The sequence below is a fragment of the Pseudomonas sp. MWU13-2105 genome (assembly GCF_023242315.1).
GTDB lineage: Bacteria > Pseudomonadota > Gammaproteobacteria > Pseudomonadales > Pseudomonadaceae > Aquipseudomonas.
The window spans coordinates 1-18,142 of the sequence record NZ_JALLIY010000003.1 but is presented as its reverse complement, the minus strand read 5'-3'; the positions used below and the strand labels follow the sequence as shown (position 1 = coordinate 18,142).

12 protein-coding genes are annotated in these 18,142 nt (G+C 61.1%); 6 read left to right on the top strand and 6 right to left on the bottom strand.

All coding sequences use genetic code 11. The annotated features are described in order from the left end of the window. The first annotated feature begins 81 nt into the window (after positions 1 to 81). Positions 82 to 3,693, top strand: coding sequence for an urea carboxylase (uca, locus tag M5B96_RS04860; protein WP_248795447.1), 3,612 nt, complete (start codon positions 82 to 84; stop codon positions 3,691 to 3,693). Beyond that, positions 3,690 to 5,453 (top strand): allophanate hydrolase, encoded by a 1,764-nt coding sequence (gene atzF, locus M5B96_RS04855; protein ID WP_248795445.1) that lies wholly within the window; start codon positions 3,690 to 3,692, stop codon positions 5,451 to 5,453. The genes uca and atzF overlap by 4 nt, the downstream gene beginning before the upstream one ends. Positions 5,454 to 5,588: 135 nt before the next feature. Here atzF and M5B96_RS04850 read toward each other — a convergent pair whose 3' ends face one another. From M5B96_RS04850 to M5B96_RS04830, 5 genes are all read right to left on the bottom strand, one after another. Next, positions 5,589 to 7,751, bottom strand: a complete 2,163-nt coding sequence (locus M5B96_RS04850) for a methyl-accepting chemotaxis protein (RefSeq protein WP_248795443.1) — start codon at positions 7,749 to 7,751, stop codon at positions 5,589 to 5,591. A 164-nt stretch (positions 7,752 to 7,915) separates the two neighbouring features. Then, positions 7,916 to 8,866 (bottom strand): HD-GYP domain-containing protein, encoded by a 951-nt coding sequence (locus M5B96_RS04845; protein ID WP_248795441.1) that lies wholly within the window; start codon positions 8,864 to 8,866, stop codon positions 7,916 to 7,918. Positions 8,867 to 9,417: 551 nt separating this feature from the next. Beyond that, entirely contained in the window at positions 9,418 to 10,848 is a 1,431-nt protein-coding gene (locus tag M5B96_RS04840; RefSeq protein ID WP_248795439.1) for a GGDEF domain-containing protein, read from the bottom strand. Positions 10,849 to 11,039: 191 nt separating this feature from the next. Next, on the bottom strand, positions 11,040 to 12,383 hold the full coding sequence (locus M5B96_RS04835) for an ATP-binding protein (protein WP_248795438.1): 1,344 nt from the start codon (positions 12,381 to 12,383) through the stop codon (positions 11,040 to 11,042). Then, a complete protein-coding gene (locus M5B96_RS04830; RefSeq protein WP_248795436.1) occupies positions 12,380 to 13,039 on the bottom strand; it encodes a response regulator transcription factor in 660 nt (219 codons plus the stop codon). Before M5B96_RS04830 ends, M5B96_RS04835 begins: the two co-directional genes overlap by 4 nt. Before the next feature lie 197 nt (positions 13,040 to 13,236). Between M5B96_RS04830 and M5B96_RS04825 the strand changes: the two genes are divergently transcribed. From M5B96_RS04825 to M5B96_RS04815, 3 genes are read left to right on the top strand one after another with little or no spacing between them, the layout of a single operon-like run. Next, positions 13,237 to 13,707, top strand: a complete 471-nt coding sequence (locus M5B96_RS04825) for a DUF2271 domain-containing protein (protein WP_248795434.1) — start codon at positions 13,237 to 13,239, stop codon at positions 13,705 to 13,707. Positions 13,708 to 13,732: 25 nt separating this feature from the next. Next, the gene (locus tag M5B96_RS04820) at positions 13,733 to 15,913 is read left to right on the top strand and encodes a PepSY domain-containing protein (protein WP_248795433.1); all 2,181 of its coding nucleotides are present in this window, start codon (positions 13,733 to 13,735) and stop codon (positions 15,911 to 15,913) included. After that, positions 15,903 to 16,877: an FAD:protein FMN transferase gene (locus tag M5B96_RS04815; protein ID WP_248795888.1), complete on the top strand. Its 975-nt coding sequence runs from the start codon at positions 15,903 to 15,905 to the stop codon at positions 16,875 to 16,877. Before M5B96_RS04820 ends, M5B96_RS04815 begins: the two co-directional genes overlap by 11 nt. A gap of 233 nt (positions 16,878 to 17,110) precedes the next feature. On the opposite strand, the gene M5B96_RS04810 is transcribed toward M5B96_RS04815, so the two are convergent. Further along, entirely contained in the window at positions 17,111 to 17,293 is a 183-nt protein-coding gene (locus M5B96_RS04810; protein WP_248795431.1) for a hypothetical protein, read from the bottom strand. Positions 17,294 to 17,863: 570 nt separating this feature from the next. Here M5B96_RS04810 and M5B96_RS04805 point away from each other — a divergent pair. After that, positions 17,864 to 18,142: OprD family outer membrane porin (locus tag M5B96_RS04805; RefSeq protein ID WP_248795429.1), on the top strand; the 279-nt coding region annotated here is incomplete at its 3' end.

Here is an 18,142-nt window from a genome sequence, read left to right as displayed (position 1 = left end):
ACCCCAAGACCCTTTCGAAAAACTGTGGGACGACCCGCACCCCAGCCGAGGCGGACAAGTGCCGCCTCCAGGGAAACCGTCATGTTCGACACACTATTGATTGCCAACCGCGGTGCCATCGCCTGCCGCCTCCTGCGCACCCTGCGTGAACTCAAGGTCAAAGGGGTGGCGGTCTATTCCGAAGCGGATATCACCAGCCGCCACATCCTGGAAGCCGACCAGGCCCTGAGCCTGGGCGAAGGGGCCGCCGCCGGCACCTACCTGGCGGCGGACAAGATCCTCGCCGCGGCCAGGGCCAGCGGCGCCCAGGCCATTCATCCCGGCTATGGCTTCCTCTCGGAAAACGCCGACTTCGCCCAGGCCTGCGAAGCGGCCGGTATTGCCTTTGTCGGCCCGACCCCGGAACAACTGCGACTGTTCGGCCTCAAGCACACCGCTCGCGCCCTCGCCCGCCAGCACGGCGTACCATTGCTGGACGGCAGCGAACTGCTGGACAGCCTCGACGATGCGCTGCGGGCCGCGGCCCAGGTGGGTTACCCGATCATGCTCAAGAGCACCGCGGGTGGCGGCGGCATCGGCATGCGCGTCTGCCACGGCGCCAAAGAGCTGCAAGAAGCCTTTGAGACCGTCAAGCGCCTGGGGCAGAACAACTTCAGCAACGCCGGCGTGTTCATCGAAAAATACATCCAGCGCGCCCGCCACCTGGAGGTCCAGGTGTTCGGCGACGGTGCCGGCGAGGTCCTGGCCCTGGGCGTGCGCGATTGCTCGGTGCAACGCCGCAACCAGAAGGTGCTGGAAGAAACCCCGGCGCCCAACCTGCCCGAGGGCATGGCCGAAGCCCTGTGCAGCGCCGCCGTGCAATTGACCCGGGCGGTCAACTACCGCAGCGCCGGCACCGTCGAGTTTGTTTTCGACAGTGCCGATCAACGCTTTTACTTCCTGGAAGTGAACACTCGCCTTCAGGTCGAGCACGGTGTTACCGAACAGGTCTGGGGGGTCGACCTGGTGCGCTGGATGGTGCAACTGGCCGCCGGTGACCTGCCGCCACTCAGCGAGCTGGGCGCGCGCCTGCAACCTCGCGGCCACGCGGTGCAAGCGCGCTTGTACGCCGAGGATCCGGGCAAGGACTTCCAGCCAAGCCCGGGGCTGTTGACGGCGGTGAAATTCCCAAGCGCCGATGGCCGGGCGCTGCGCATCGATACCTGGATCGAGGCCGGTTGTGAGATCCCGCCCTACTTCGACCCGATGCTGGCCAAAATCATCACCTGGGCCGAGGACCGCGAACAGGCACGCCTGGACCTGCACCAGGCGCTGGGTGAGAGCCAGCTTTATGGCGTCGAGACCAACCGCGACTACCTGCGCCAAATCCTCCTCGACGCGCCGTTCGCCGGCGGCCAGCCCTGGACCCGCTGCCTGGAAGGCCTGAGCTATCACGCCGAGACCTTCGAAGTGCTCAGCGGCGGCACTCAGACCAGCGTGCAGGATTACCCCGGGCGCCAGGGCTACTGGGCCGTCGGCGTGCCGCCTTCGGGGCCGATGGACAGCCGGGCATTGCGCCTGGGCAACCTGCTGCTGGGCAACCCCGAGGGTTGCGCGGCTCTCGAAGTGACCATGAACGGTCCGAGCCTGCGCTTCAACACGGACGCCGTAGTGGCCGTGACCGGCGCGGTGCTGCCGGTGACCCTCGATGGCGCCGAGATGGCAATGAATACCGCGCTGCGGATCAAAGCCGGTTCGGTCTTGAACCTGGGCAATATGACGGGTGCCGGTGCGCGCAGTTACCTGTGCTTGCGCGGTGGCGTGCAGGTGCCGGATTACCTGGGCAGCAAAAGCACCTTCACGCTCGGTCAGTTCGGTGGCCACGGCGGACGAGCGCTACGCGCCGGCGATGTGCTGCACCTGGCCGCGCTGACCGATACCAGCGCCGGTGCGCGGCTCCCTGAGCAAGCGCCGCTGGCGGCGCTGCGGACTATCCGGGTGATCTACGGCCCCCATGGCGCGCCGGAGTATTTCACCGAACACTACATGCACACCTTCTTCGCCACCGACTGGGAAGTGCATTTCAATTCCAGCCGTACCGGCGTGCGCCTGATCGGACCGAAACCCGAATGGGTACGCGAAGACGGTGGCGAGGCCGGTCTCCATCCGTCCAACATCCACGACAACCCCTATGCCATCGGCGCGGTGGATTTCACCGGTGACATGCCGGTGATCCTCGGCCCCGACGGCCCGAGCCTGGGGGGCTTCGTGTGCCCGGTAACCGTCATCGAGGCCGACCTCTGGCAATTGGGCCAGCTCAAGGCCGGGGACAAGGTGCGCTTCCTGCCGACCGACCTCGCGCGGGCGCGCCAGCTCGCCACGGCGGCGCTGACGGCCGAGCCGTCCGAGGATGCCGGCCCATCGGCGCAGGCAATCGCCCTGCAATCGCCCATTGTCCTGGACCTTGGCCAGGACGACACGCGCCTGCTGGCACGCTTGGCCGGCGATACGCATCTGCTGCTGGAAATCGGTGCCGCCGAACTCGACCTGGTGTTGCGTTTCCGTGGCCACGCCTTGATGCAGGCCCTGGAAGCCAAGGCATTGCCCGGGGTCATCGACCTCACGCCCGGTATCCGCTCGCTGCAAGTGCACTATCAACCTGAGCAACTGCCGTTGGCCCGGTTGCTGGAGATCGTCGCCGGCGAGTGGGACGCGGTCTGTGCCACCCGCGACTTGCAGGTGCCCTCGCGTATCGTGCATCTGCCGCTGTCGTGGGATGACCCGGCGTGCCAGCTGGCCATTGAGAAATACATGACCACGGTGCGCAAGGACGCGCCATGGTGCCCCAGCAATCTGGAGTTCATTCGTCGGATCAATGACCTGCCCGACCTCGATGAAGTACAGCGCACGGTGTTCGAGGCCAGCTACCTGGTCATGGGACTGGGCGACGTCTACCTCGGCGCACCGGTGGCGACACCGCTGGATCCCCGGCATCGGTTGGTAACCACCAAGTACAACCCGGCGCGGACCTGGACCGCCGAGAACTCGGTGGGGATCGGCGGCGCCTACCTGTGCGTTTATGGCATGGAAGGCCCGGGTGGTTACCAGTTCGTCGGCCGTACCCTGCAGATGTGGAACCGTTACCGCGAAGTCGCGGCGTTCTCCGGCAAACCCTGGCTGTTGCGCTTCTTCGATCAGATCCGCTTTTACCCGGTCAGCGCACAGGAGTTGTTGCGCATCCGTCGCGATTTCCCTCTCGGCCGCTTCGACCTGAACATCGAGCGCAGTCATCTGCGCCTGGCCGACTACCAGGCTTTCCTCGCCAATGAGGCGGACAGTATCCAAGCGTTCCGGGACCAGCAGCAAAGCGCATTCTCGGCTGAAAGACAGCGCTGGATTGACAGCGGCCAAGCTCATTTCGAAAGTACCGAAGCAGTGGCCGAAGCCAGCGACGAAGCCCCGCTGCCGGCTCATCAAACCAGCGTGGAAAGCCCGATTGCCGGCAACCTCTGGCAGGTTCAGGTCACGGTGGGCGACTGGGTCGCCGCGGACACCGCGTTGCTGGTGCTGGAGTCGATGAAAATGGAAATTCCGCTGCTGGCGCCCTGTGCCGGCATCATTCGAGAAGTGCGCGTGCAACCCGGCTCGGCGGTACGCGCCGGGCAGCGGGTGGTCGTGATTGAGCCCGTCACCGCTACAGGAGAAAAGCCATGAAAGATGATCTGCGACTGGATGTCCTGCGGGCACGTTACGCGAGCGGCGAATGCTCGCCACGCCGCCTGCTGCTCGCATTGCGTGAACAGGCCGAGGCGCTGAACCCCGAGTTCAATCTGTTCATCCACCTGCTCAGTGTCGAAGAGCTGGAGCCTTACCTGGCCGCCCTTGAGTCCCGCGCGCCGGACACGCTGCCGTTGTACGGCGTGCCCTTTGCGATCAAGGACAACATCGATCTGGCGGGCGTCCCCACGACCGCGGCATGCCCGGCGTTCGCCTATACCCCGCAACGCTCGGCAAGCGTTGTCCAGCAGTTGATCGACCTTGGGGCGATACCGCTGGGTAAAACCAACCTCGACCAGTTTGCCACCGGGCTCAATGGTACCCGTTCGCCGTACGGTGCCTGCCGCAACAGCGTGCTCAATGACTATCCATCCGGAGGTTCCAGCGCGGGATCGCCGCTGACGGTCGCGCTGGGCCTGGCAAGCTTTGCCCTGGGCACCGATACCGCCGGCTCGGGCCGGGTGCCGGCGGCGTTGAATAACCTGGTCGGCCTCAAGGCGACCAAGGGCCTGCTGTCAACCGCGGGAGTAGTCCCGGCCTGCCGTACCCTCGACTGCGTGACGACCTTCACCGCCAGCGCCGCCGAGGCAAGCCAGTTGCTGGCGCTGATCGCGCAGCAGGATCCGCAAGACGCCTACAGCCGCGCCAATCCAGCGTGGAACGATGGCACTGCATTCGGCGCTGTACGGCCGTTCCGATTTGGTGTGCCGCTCGCGCAGGACCTGGAGTTTTTCGGCTGCACCGAAGGCCCCGGGCTGTTTGCCGCCGCGGTCGAGCGCTTGCAGGCGTTGGGTGGCGAAGCAGTCAGTCTCGACCTGTCGCCGTTTCTCGAGGCCGCACGGCTGCTCTATGAAGGTCCGTGGGTGGCCGAGCGCTATAGCGTCATCGGCGACCTGGCACAAACCCGGCCGGAGGCCATCCTGCCGGTGATCCATGCGGTACTGGCAAAAGCCCCACAAGTCAGCGGCGTGCAGACCTTCCGCGCCCAGTATCGCCTGCAGGCACTCAAGGCTGAATGCGACCGCCTGTTGGCCGAGCTGGATTGTGTCTTGACGCCCACCCTCGGCCGCCCGGTGACCTTGGCCGAGTTAGCCGAAGAACCGGTGCTGCGCAACGCGGAGCTGGGTTACTACACCAACTTCATGAACCTGCTGGACTATGCCGCCGTGGCCGTCCCCAGTGGTTTCATGGACAACGGCCTGCCGTGGGGCGTGACGTTGTTTGGCCGGGCCTTCACCGATCAATACCTGCTGAGCCTCGCCCATGCCTACCAGGGGGGCCAAGCAGCGGGCCGTGAGGCACGCCATGATCAGGTCCGCCTGGTGGTCTGCGGCGCGCACCTGGACGGCCTGGCGCTCAACGGGCAACTCCGGCAACGGGGCGCGCGCTTGCTCGAAACGACCCGCAGTTCACCGAACTATCGGCTGTATGCGCTGGCCGGCGGTCCCGTGAAACGGCCGGGGATGGTCCGGGTGGCGGAAGGCGGCGTGGCCATCGCCGTGGAGGTCTGGCAATTGCCCAGCAGCGAGCTCGGCTCGTTCCTGATCGGGATCCCGGCGCCTCTCGGGTTGGGTAAGCTGCAGTTGGACGACGGTCGCTGGGAAACCGGGTTCATTTGCGAGGGGCATGGCTTGGACGGCGCAACCGATGTCAGCGCTTGGGGAGGCTGGCGGGCCTGGTTGTCCGCGCAATCCTGAGTTCGGCACCTCAATGAGCGCCCCAGGGTCAGGTAACACTGACCCTGGGGCGTCGGTTCTGGCGAATGTGGTCTTTCCTTGAGATAACTTGACGTCGCCTCCGGCTCAGTCGCACCACCACCGTTTGCTCATGGCCTAGGCGCTTTTGACTTTGAACCGGCTGAGACCGAGTTGCATGCTGCTCGCACGCTCCGAGAGGTTCCTGGCAGCCACCGCGCACTCCTGTGAGTTGGACTGATTGCGCTGGGTGACCTCATCGATCTGCTCAAGGCCAAGGCTGGCCTGTTGCAGGCCGGATGCCTGCTCGCTCGAAGCCTGATAGATCAGTGACACCAGGCTTGAGACCTCGCTGGTCCCGCTGACGATGTTTCTCAAGGAGTCGGCAGTACGGCCGGCAATGATCATGCCGCGCTGGGTCTTGACCGAAGAGTCGGCTATCAGGGCTGCCGTTTGCTGGGCGGCTTCGGCACTGCGTGCGGCCAGGCTGCGGACCTCATCGGCGACTACCGCAAAGCCGCGCCCCAGCTCACCGGCCCTGGCGGCCTCGATCGCAGCATTCAAGGCAAGCAGATTGGTCTGGGCAGCGATGTTGTCAATGGTGGTGATGATCGCGGTGATGTCTTTGCCCGACTTGTCGATTTCAGCCATGGCGGCAATCAACTCGCTCATCAACTTGTCACTTTCGCCCGCATCGCCCCGTGACACCTGGGACTGTTCGTCAGCTTTCTTGGCATTGGCGGCGTTGTCGGAAGTCTGTGCCGCCATCTGCGTCATCACCGCGCTGATTTGCGTAATGGACGAGGCGGAATTGGACGCGCCATCCGAAAGCGACTGACTCAACTCGGTGACCTGGGCGGAACTGCCGGTGATTTGAGTCGCGCTGACCTGTACTTCCGAAATCAGGTTATTCAGGTTGCTGACCATTTTCGCCAGGGACTTGCCCAGGGTGTCCTGGGGCGACGATAGCTGGACCTCCAGATCCAGGTCCCCCTCGGAAATGCGTTCGGCTACTCTGACCTGGCGTTGCAGGCTTTCTGACATATCATTCAGGGCGAACGATAACTGTCCGACTTCATCTTCGGACTTTTGAACCAGCCGACGTGAGAAATCCCCCAGGCTGATACTGGCCGCCAAGGCTGCGGCCTCACGAATCGGCCCGACGATTTTGGCGGTGGCGAACCAGAGGGCCAGCAAGGCCAGGAGGGAAATGCTCAGGCCCACGCAGACCTGCCAGATGCTGTTGCTGAGACTGCGCGACTTCAGCTCCTGTTCCAGGACAATCGCCTGGCTCATTACCACGGCCTTGGGCAGGCGAATCAAGATTGCCCAGGGTTTGCCGGTGCGGCCCAGTTGAATGGGCATCAACACTTCGATGTTCTGGCTGTCCTTGTTGAGCTGGCCGGTACCACGGGCGTTCTGGATATCGGCGAGGATTTTTTCCCAGGTGTCAGGCAGTAAGCCCTTGAGCGGTTGGCCGATCAGATCGGTTCGCTGGCTGTCTGCAACGACCAGTCCCTGGTTGCTCAGGATCGAAACGGAGCCTTTGCCGCCGTAAAGGCCGGCTGACATCTGTTCGCTGAGTTTCTGGATAAACGCGATATCGAAGTCCGCGCCAACCACCCCGTAGAATTTGCCATTGGCAATAATTGGCACTGAAAGCGTGGTCAGCCACACGTTCTTGCCTTGCACCACATAAGGGATGGGGTCCAATACGCTTTCTTTCTGGGTGTCGCGAGGCCCGGTGTACCAGCCACCCTTTGCCACACCATTGGGATGGCGAGCCTGGGAGTCATATTCGACCAGCGGTTGAACCGCGATATGACCGTCCGAACTGCGCGTCCAATAGGGGGTGAAACGCCCGGTCAAGGGGTTGTTGCCGCCTTCGTTATTGCGAAATGCCGGATCCTGGCCGTCCAGTGCGTCCGGCTCCCAGCAGGAATAAGTGCCATTAAAATCAGGGTTGTCTTTGAGTACGCTGAGCAACAGCGTATTGATCTGTTCACGACCTAACGGAAGTGGACTCTGCTCGGCCTTGCTGGCGGCGAATGCATTGGCCAGTGTTCGTGCTGAATCGAGGGCATTTTGCAGCTTCGCCTGAATGGCATTGGCGCGGGACTCCGCCAGATTTTGCACCTCACGTATGGTTGAGCTTTCAATAAGCGTGGAAACTTCAGCACTCACATAGTGCTCATTGGCCGAAGAAGAAAAAAGTCCGTATAGCACCAGGCTGGCCGACGATATAAACAGACACAGACCAGCGGTAAAGCAAATCCGAGTCTGCAATGAGTTAAACTTCATGATATTTATATCTCCCGCCCAAGCTAATAATCACCCACATCTTCAGATGTCGGCACGCTAATATGTTTCGCACGCCAGGCTGGAATTATATTTTTATGCTGCTTGCGCCACGCGCTCGGCTACCAGAGCCATCTGCCGCAATGACGGTACAGCTATATATTTTGTCAAATTTTTTGCGGTACGCGATCTTCCAACCACAAGGCATCGATGTCTTTGAAGCCATAGCGCTGGACAGGGATACGGGCACAGATCCGGTCCTTCTGCAACGGATCACTCAGGTCCACGATTTTTGGTGTTATATGAACATTCAACACCGGCACATAGAACAACTTCACCTTGGGCGTCAGGAGTGAATGACGGTGCTGCTCGACCACCACGCCGATACCGCCACTTTTCAGTTGAACAAGCGAGCCCACGGGATAAATACCCACGCATTTCAAGAAGGCTCGAAATACTTCATCATCAAAGTGCCCCTCCCAGGATGACATCTGCTGGATCGCAACGGCTGGATCCCATCCATCGTTATAAGAGCGATCGGAGGTGATTGCGTCATAGACGTCGCAAACAGCGGCCATCCGCGAAAAGAGGCTGATCTGCTCGCCCGCCAATTGATGCGGGTAGCCCTTGCCGTCGACCCTTTCGTGGTGGTGCAGGCAAACATCCACGACCATCTCGCACACCTGCGATGTGGCCAACAGCTGCTTTTCCCCTTCAAGAGGATGGGTACGCACCAACTGCAGTTCTTCGTCGGTCAAGCGCCCGGGTTTGTTGAGAATCGACCCGGGAATGGCCATTTTGCCAATATCATGCAGCAGGCCGGCGAGCCCCACACTGCGGATCAGGGCTTCGGGCAGGCCCAGTTGATTGCCCAGGGCAATCATCAGGGCGCAGACGGCGACCGAATGCATATAGGTGTAATCATCGATACTTTTCAGACGAGCCAGGCTGATAAATGCGTCGGGGTGGCGTGAAATCGAATTGGAAATGTCATCGACAAGTGCGCTGATATTTTCCAGTTCCAGAGCACGCCCCATGCGTACATGCCTGAACATCTCAACCACGGCGGCCTGGGCTTTTGCGCAGATGTTCCTGGCTGCCACCAGCTCGTCGCTCATTGCCATTCGCGGGGGCTGCTGGGCGCTGGAGGCGTCCTGGGGAGAAACAGCAATGGATGAACCGCTATCGTCTGCTGTTCCACTGGTACAACCCAACGCGCAAAGCGCGTCCAATTCAGGGTTGGTGGGTCGATCCCTCCAAAAGGGTTTTGCCTCACTGTCGGGAGCCAACTGATAGAACTCATGACATTTCAACATTACCTGCCCTCGTTAAATTTATTCTATGGCACTTCCTATAAAGCCTCCTTGGCTTGAGTGTTGCGCTCTTGAAAGTCAGCCTACGCGGGTGATTTTGAAGAAAGTGTCGTGCTGGTTTGGCGATGTTTCGACTGCTGAAGGAGATAGTGGCTCAACTATGGCACCGTCACCATCGGCGCATCCTTATTCTGCGGTAGGGATACCGGGAAGCGGGGTAGGAAAATCCCTACATCAAGATGAAGGCCAGGAAATATCAGCTACGCAGATACCGTCTCGAAAATAACCGCGACATCGAATACGCCTGACTCCACGGCATATCTATTGTCGATGGCGAAGTACCCGGCGGTAGGTGATCAGGGCAGAGGCTGCAGGACGGTTTTGATGGCAGTGACGACACAGTTGCGGCCTTGGTGTTTCGCGTCATATAGGCGTTGATCGGCCACACGCAGAATTTCTTCGATGGCGTCCCCGTCACGGCCGTATTGCGATACGCCGATGCTCACTGTGACCGTGGTCAGCCGTTGCTGGCTGATATTGAAAGAAGTCGTTGCAATGGTGTTTCGCAAACGCTCGGCGATTACCCGCGCGCCTTCGAGTGAAGTCTGGGGCAGCAAGATCATGAACTCTTCCCCACCCACTCGGGCTACGCCGTCGTAGGGCCGGATCGATTCGAGACACTCCTGCACGAATCTCTTGAGGATGTCATCGCCCACCTGATGCCCAAAGCGATCATTGATGGACTTGAAGTTGTCCAGGTCGAGCGCCAACACCGAGAACGGAACGCCGCCGCGCTTGGCCCGGTCAATTTCGGCCTCGACTCGCTCCATGAAACGACGCCGATTGTCCGCGCCAGTCAATGGATCGGTCGCCGCAAGGTGGCCGAGTTCCTGATTGGTGCGTTGCAGTTCCTGCAAGGCATTTTCGGTGTACGCCATCGCCTCGGCAAGACGCACCATCAGTTCCCCTTGACTGTAGATTTTCGAGAACGAGCGGGTGCTGAGGAACGCTTGCGCCACCCCATAGCTCAACAGGAAGAATCCAGCGGCGAAGATCGCATGGCCGAGCCACCACATATGGTTCCAGGGACGCGCCAGGATGAACGTAAGGGAAGACAACGCGAACGCGGTAACCGAGATGGCAAAAATCACCATCAGCGGCGAACGGAAACGACGCAACAGCAGCACTGCCACATTCAAGGCGGAAAAAACCAGGGCCCCACCTTCCAGCGAGAGGCGTACTGCGGGATGGCCAGCAACCTGGGAGTTAGCAACGAATGCCACTGCCAGGTCAACCAGCAGGAACAGCCCTATCCAGGTCAACCACGGGCGGAGCTTTGTGCGTTGGGCCGCAGAGTCAGGGGGTTGATGGTAGGACAGCATGCCGACCAACAGCAGTATCGCCATGACCAGTCGCGAGGCCGGGCCGTAAAGCAGGAAGAGCCAGAGATGGGAGTGGGCAAGCCCGGTGAACGCCCCATGCAAGGCATAGGTCATCACAAAACCGAGAAAGCCCAATGTCATCCAGCGCAGCAGCGGATCTCCCGACGACTGATAGCAGCACCAGGTTACGTAAGTAACAAACAAACCCTCCAGGGCGGCGGCCGTGATCGCAATGATATGGAACGTGTGGTTCTCGAATAAAAGGCTCGGATCCTGGAAGAAGTACAAGTAGCCAGTCAGATAGGCCGGAACAAACGCAAACCCCGCGAGCAGCAAGCAAGCATAGATTTTAATTATAAGATGGATAGCTTCAGACGGCTCGTCGGTAGCAATAGAATTATTCATAGCCCCCTCACATAAATCCATTTTACCGGCACGGATCCAGTGCCAACTCCATAGCCTGCGACATGCCAACGGCTCTCTACATCATTATGCAAACATCCTGCGACCGGACATTTTGAATCTCAATTGTAGACCACCCGCCCATTTTCGCTGTCCAGGACGCTTATCTGGCGATTAAAGCCAGAGGGCCCTGCTCAACCGGGCAGAGTCGATGCCAGATGAAACTGGATGGCCACTTCGAAACCGTCCGCCCGACCCGGAGCGGGCGATGCCAATGTCATGCTTGCCTTGACCCCATGGACAATGGTCTTGGCAATTGCCAAGCCCAGCCCCGAACCGCTCGCCTCGCTGCTGCCCCTGACAAAGCGCTCGGTCAAGCGCTGCAACACCGGCTCCGGCACCGCCGGCCCGCCATTGACCACCCGCAACAGCCCCCGCTCGCTAAGACCGACTTCGACTGGCTGATCCGCCGCCCCGTACTTCAACGCATTCTCGATCAGGTTGCGCAACAGGATGCCGAAGGCGTCCGGGTCGATGGCCGTAAAGACACTGGCCTGGGCCGGTAGCTGCAACTCGATCCGCCGAGCGCTGTGGTGGTTCCATTCATCAACCACATGGGCCAGCAACGGAATCAGGTCCTGGGGGGTCTCGGACAACAGCCCGCCGCCTTCGGCCTTGGCCAGTTGCATAAGCTTTTCCGAGAGCCTGGCCAACTCCCGCAAGGAGCTTTCGATCTTTGTCGCGCGCGCGCGCAACGGGCCTTCGGGGGCCTCGTGGCGCAGCCGCTGGATCTGCGCCAGCGTCGCGGCCAGGGGGGTACGCAGTTCATGGGCACTGTTGGCGGTGAAACTGCGCTCTGCCTCCAACGCCTTGCGCAAGCGCTCCAGCAGGTGGTTGACCGCTTCGGCCAGCGGATCGATTTCAGCCGGCAAGCGTGCCACCTGGATCGGCGACAGATCACCGACACCCCGCACTTCAACGGCTCGGCGATAGGCCAATACGCTGCGCAGACTGATCCGCACGAACAGCCAGGTGCCCAGCAGACTGATGGGGATCAGTGCCAGTAACGGCAGCAACAAGGCAAACAGCGCTTCGCGCGCGGCTTCACGGCGATGGCCCAAGGGCTCGGCGATCTCGATAAACACCGTTCCATGCCGTGCACTGGCGCCGTACAGGCGGTACTTTTCAGTGGTGGAGAAGCCTTCGCCCGGCTGTTTGCTGAAGACCTTCGGGCTGGCGTCGTGGGACTGCATCAGGATTTCGCCGTTGGCATCGCGCACCAGATAGGACAGGTACTCCTTGTGCATTCTCAGGGTGGGAACGTGTTGAGCCTCGCGCGGTTCTTCGCGATTGTCGATTTCCAGCACTGCCAGCGGCAGGATGCGTTGCGCAGTTTCTTCCAACGCGCTGTCGAACGCCTCGTTCAACTCATGTTGCACCACCAGCCAGGCGCCGACGGTGCCCCCCAGCCAAAGCAAGGTCATGCCCAGGGTCAGGCCCAGTCCCAGGCGTTTCTGCAAGCTTGCCGACGGCTTCATTCGCAGATCAACCGGTAGCCCATGCCGCGCACGGTTTCAATCATTTCCCGGCCGAGCTTTTTACGCAGGCGGCTGATATAGACCTCGATGGTATTGCTCTCGATTTCGGCGCCAAAGGCGTACAGCCGCTCCTCGAGCTGCGACTTGGACAACAGCGCCGCGGGACGCTGGACAAACGCCTCGAACAGCGCCCACTCGCGGGCCGTGAGATCCACGATCGCGCCGCCACGCTGTACCGTGCGGGCGCTCATATCGACCTGCAGATCACCGAGCCTGATGTGCGGGTTGGGATTGCCGCTGTACCGGCGGGCCACAGCGGCCACCCGGGCCGAGAGTTCAAACAGATCGAACGGCTTGACCAGGTAGTCGTCGGCACCGGCATTCAGGCCGGCAATACGCTCGGATATCTGGTCCTGGGCGGTCAGGATGATCACCGGGGTCACATCCCCGGCCGAGCGTTGCTGGCGCAAAAAGTCCAGCCCGCGACCGTCCGGTAGCATCAGGTCGAGCAGGATCAGGTCGTAAGGTGTGCTGCGCACACTGCTGCGCGCATGGTCCAGGCGCTGCACCCAATCCACGGCGTGGCCATCATCGGCGATCTGCTCGCGCACGGCCTCCCCCAACCCTGCTGCGTCCTCGACCAGTAAAACCCGCATGCGGCACCTCTCGTGATGGTTGTCGTGGCGCAGCTTAAATGCCTTTGCTGACGTGAGCCTGAAGATTCAGGTGGCTGTCAGGAATGCGCTCTAGGGTATGCCACAGACGCCGGCTGCGGCAGCTATTTCCAAGGATTCAGGTTGCTGTCAGCCGGCAAGTCCATTCTCTTGCCACACCGCTCAAACAGGATACCGTCATGAAGACCCTCATTGCTGCAACCTGCCTCGTCGGCGCCCTCGCCCTGCCGGAGCTGGCACAGGCCCGTGAAGTGACCCTGACCACCCAGCTCAAGGACTACAGCGGTAGCGATGCCTATCTGGCGATCTACGTCACCGACGGCAATGGCCAGTACCAGAAAACCCTCTGGGTCGCCGGCCGCAAGGCCAAGTATTACCGGCATCTGAGCGACTGGGCCCGCGGCAGCGGCCAGAAACCCGCTGAATTTGATGGGGTCAGCGGTGCCAGCGTCGGCAGCGGCGACACCCTCAAAGTCAGTGTCGAGTTGGCGGACAGCTTGATCGATGCCGGGTTTCAGATCCGTATCGACAGCGCCGTGGAGAACAAGCGCGAAGGCCGGGCCGACGTCAGCGTGCCCCTGACCACCAAGGGGGCGGGCAAGCCGACCATCGGCAACACCTATGTCGAGTCCTTTACCTACGACCTGTAACACCTGCCGTTACCGGAGGCTGAACATGCTTCGCCAGTTCCACTCACTGCCCGGCCTGATCGCCGCGCTGCTGGTCATGCTCCTGGCCATCAGCGGTGCGCTGCTGTCCATTGACCCGGCCCTGGAGCGCCTGCACAGTGTTCCGAGCGCCAGCGGGCAAATCAATGTCGGGCAACTGGCCGGACGCGTCGCCGAGCATTTCCCTGGCGTCGAGCAGATCCGCCGCAGCGCTTCCGGAACAGTGATCGTCTACTACACCCGGAACGATCAGGCCGCGATGGAAACCGTCGACCCATTGACCGGCCAGGGCCTCGCGCCCTATGCGCCGTCGTCCTTCTCGCGCTGGGTGAAAGACCTGCATCGCTCGCTGTTCCTCGGCGTGCCCGGCCACGCGGTATCCGCCGTCGGCGCGCTGTTCATCCTGATGTTGTCGGTGTCCGGCACGCTATTGCTGGCGCGGCGCCTGGGCGGCTGGCGCAACCTGCTGCGTCCGCTGCGGGGCACATTCAGCCAGCGCTGGCATTCGGAAGTCGGGCGCCTGGCCTTGCTCGGCCTGCTGCTATCGGCATTGAGCGGGCTGTACCTGTCCGCCACCACCCTGGGGCTGGTCGCCGACGGCAGCCAGGATGAACCGCCCTTCCCCAGCCAGATCAGCGCCGCTCCGGCCTTGCCGATCGCTAGTCTGCAAGCCTTGCGGAGCACCGACCTGAACGATCTGCGCGAGCTGGTTTACCCAAGCCCCGACAATCCGCGGGACGTATTTACCCTGCGCACGGCCCAGGGCGATGGTTACGTGGACCCGGCCAACGGAGCCTGGCTGTCCTATCTGCCCCACGACGCGATGCACAACGCTTACGAGTGGATTTACCAACTGCATACCGCTGAAGGCCTCTGGTGGCTGGGCCTGCCGCTCGGGGCCTGCGCCCTGTGCGTACCGTTGATGAGCGTGACCGGTATTTTGCTCTGGTGGCGTCGCCGCAAGGCCGGACCGAAGCTGAACCACAACAGCACCGCGCAATCCGCCGACTGCGTGCTTCTGGTCGGCAGCGAAAACAACAGCACCTGGGGTTTTGCCAAGTCCCTGCATGAAGCCTTGCACCGGGCCGGCCATCAGGTACACAGCACCTCGATGAATGAATGGACCGGCGAGTACCAGAGCGCCAAGCGCCTGTTCATTCTCACCGCGAGCCACGGCGACGGCGATGCCCCGGCTTCGGCAACACAGTTCCTGGCGCGACTCGGTAAGTCCGGACTCAAACCCGGTCTGCCGTTTGCCGTGCTGGGCTTTGGTGATCGACAGTTTGCCCGCTTCTGTCAGTTCGCCCATCAGGTCCAGGACGCGCTGCTGCAAGCCGGTGGCTCGGCGTTGCTGGAACTTGAAACCATCAACCGACAATCCTCGCAGACGTTCGCCCGCTGGGGCCATGCCCTGGGTGAGAAACTCGGACATGAGCTGACCCTGGTCCACACCCCAGAGCGTCCGCGCACCCAATCACTGCTGTTGACTGAGCGCACCGTCTACGGTGAACAGGTGAATGCGCCGACCCAGGTCCTGGGCTTCAAGGCCGCCGGCGAGCTACCGAGCTTCCAGGCCGGCGACCTGGTCGGAATCCTGCCCCCGGGCAGCCCGGTGCCACGGTTCTACTCGCTGGCCAGTCGTTCGGAGGATGGCGTGCTGGAAATCTGCGTACGTAAACACCAGGACGGCCTGTGCTCGGCGTTTCTTCATGACCTGGAAATTGGTGCGCGGATCGATGCATTTATCCAGCCCAACCCGCAGTTTCGTCCAGCGGCGGGCAGCCAGCCGGTGATTCTGATCGGGGCCGGTACCGGTATCGGTCCCCTGGCCGGTTTTATCCGCAACAACAAGGACCGGCACCCGATGCACCTGTATTGGGGTGGACGCCACCCGGCCTCGGACTTTCTCTACGAGCCGGAACTCAAGCGCTACCTGGCGGACCGCCGCCTGACGGCGTTACGCGCGGCCTTTTCCCAGGCCCAGGAGCGCAGCTATGTCCAGGACAGGCTGATCAACGATGCACTGGCCCTGCGCCGGTTGATTGAGAAAGGCGCGCAGGTATTGGTATGTGGCAGTCGCGAAATGGCCAAGGGCGTGATGCAGGCGCTGGATGAAGTGCTCGCGCCTCTCGAGCTCAGTGTGCTGACCCTGAAGACACAAGGACGCTACCGTGAAGATATCTACTGAACTGCAACGCTACAGCCTCAATGGCGAAACCATGGGCACGCGCTACACGGCGTTGTTCTATGCAGATGCTGGGATCGACACCGACGCCATCGGCCAGGCCCTCGCGCAGGCCGTGGGTCAGGTGGACCAGCAGATGTCGACCTGGAAGGTCGACTCCGACCTCAATCGCCTCAACGCCGCCGCCGAACAGGAATGGGTGCCGGTTCCCCGGGAAATGATTGGGGTGTTGTCGGCGGCGCTGCGTATCAGCCAGCAATCCAACGGAGCCTTCGACATCGCTGTCGGTGACCTGGTACAGGCCTGGGGATTCGGCCCCGGCGAACAGACCATCACCGCGCAGCCGTCGGCGGCGATGCCGCCACGCGCCCGTTTGCCGGCCAGCGCCGCCCTGTTGGTCGATTCACGGCGCAATCAGGTACGCAAGCGCGCGCCATTGACCCTGGATTTGAACGGCATCGCCAAGGGCTTCGGGGTCGACGAATTGGCCCATGGCCTGGAAGGTTTTGGCATCACCCGCTACCTGGTGGGTATCGACGGCGAAATGCGTGCCCGTGGCGTCAAACCCGACGGCAGCGCGTGGGCCGTGGCCCTGGAAAAACCCAACCGGGGACTGCGTGAAGTGATGGGGGTCATGGAGCTCGGCGACGCCGCCATTGCCACCTCCGGGGACTATCGACAATGGGTCGATGTGGCGGGTCGATCCTACGCCCACACCATGGACCCGGCGACCGGCGCACCACTGAGCAACCCCCTCGCCAGCGTCACCGTGGTGGCGCCAACCTGCCTGCTCGCCGACGCATGGGCCACGGCCTTGATGGTCCTGGGCGAAACGCAAGGCCCACGCCTGGCTCAGGAACGCGGCATGCAGGCCTTGTTCGTGCTGCGCGATGGGCAAGCGTTCAAGGAGATATACGTTCTGGACGGAAAATTACAAGTTGCAGCGGAGGAAGGAGAAGAACGCTGATATTGCGCCGCAGAAGTTTTATTGTATAAGAGGCAACTTTCCTACTACGAAAGTATGATTGACTTTTGCGAGCCTATTACAACAGCAAGCGGATAGGCCCAAGTTGAATCCCATCATTAGCGATGACGGCGCACTGAAACAGTTGAGAGTGAGAGCGTCGGCCCCGTTTCCCGCTCCTGCTTTATTGCTAACAAAGCAAAAGCGTGAAGATCGGGGTCGACGTCAATGAAAGCTTAAGCTTTGGTGTTGATGATCGTACCGACGGAGCCCGAAGTCGCTTTTTGCTCGACTTCGCCCGGCTTGCTGCCGTCGCGATCGCCGTCGCTGTCAATCTGGGTGGCGGGCGCCTGCTGGGGCTTGACCGGGGCGCTAACGGGCATGGCTACACGGATTGAACTACCAATTGCTGATGTCATGGCGAATACCTCAAAGGACCAGTGATTTGTTTAAATCTTATCGGCTATATTTTAAAAAGTTTAGCGAATATTAATAAAATCCGAAATCAAAAACCAAGAAGAGAGTAATTACCATTAACTGCACCACCCCCCTCGCCGACAGCATTTCCGGCAACTTACCGCGTAATAAAAGCGTTAGTTATTTGTGAAAAAATAGTTATTCAGGTCGTTCCTCGCGCGCTGACCTCCTATCATTCAAGACGGCTGTAACGAGCTTAAAAACACCGACCTCGCTGACTTAATATCTTGCGTCATTGTGCTCGGCGCAGCATGCGCATAATGCGTCAGAGACACCTACCGTCAGCTTTACCTCAGGTTCATTCAGCAGCCTCACCCATTCGTTGCCTTCTGAGCAACGCCTCATGAATAAAGTTGCTCTTGCTGCGCCCACTCAATGCAGCGAGTATGACTCTCGACACCGCAGGCCCTGCACACGCAGCGCGCCAGTTGCTGTCCTACCTCTCCCGCCTGCCAGCAAGCCCCAAATGAGGGCCATGGAGAGTCACGTCTAATAAAAACAAGAGCTGAACTATGATCAGAAATACAGGCAAGCTGTGTGCGCTGTTTTTCACAGGCGCTGGCGTGAACCTGGCTCACGCCACTGACACCGGGTTCCTGGAACAGTCCAGTGCGGTTTTGCAGACCCGAAACTACTTCTTCAGCCGAGACTTCTCCGCTCTCCACGGATCAACGCAATCTTTGTCTCAAGAGTGGGCCCAAGGCTTTATCCTCAACTTCGCATCTGGATACACACCCGGGCCGATCGGATTTGGCGTGGATGCCATCGGTAAATTCGGCATCAAGCTCGAC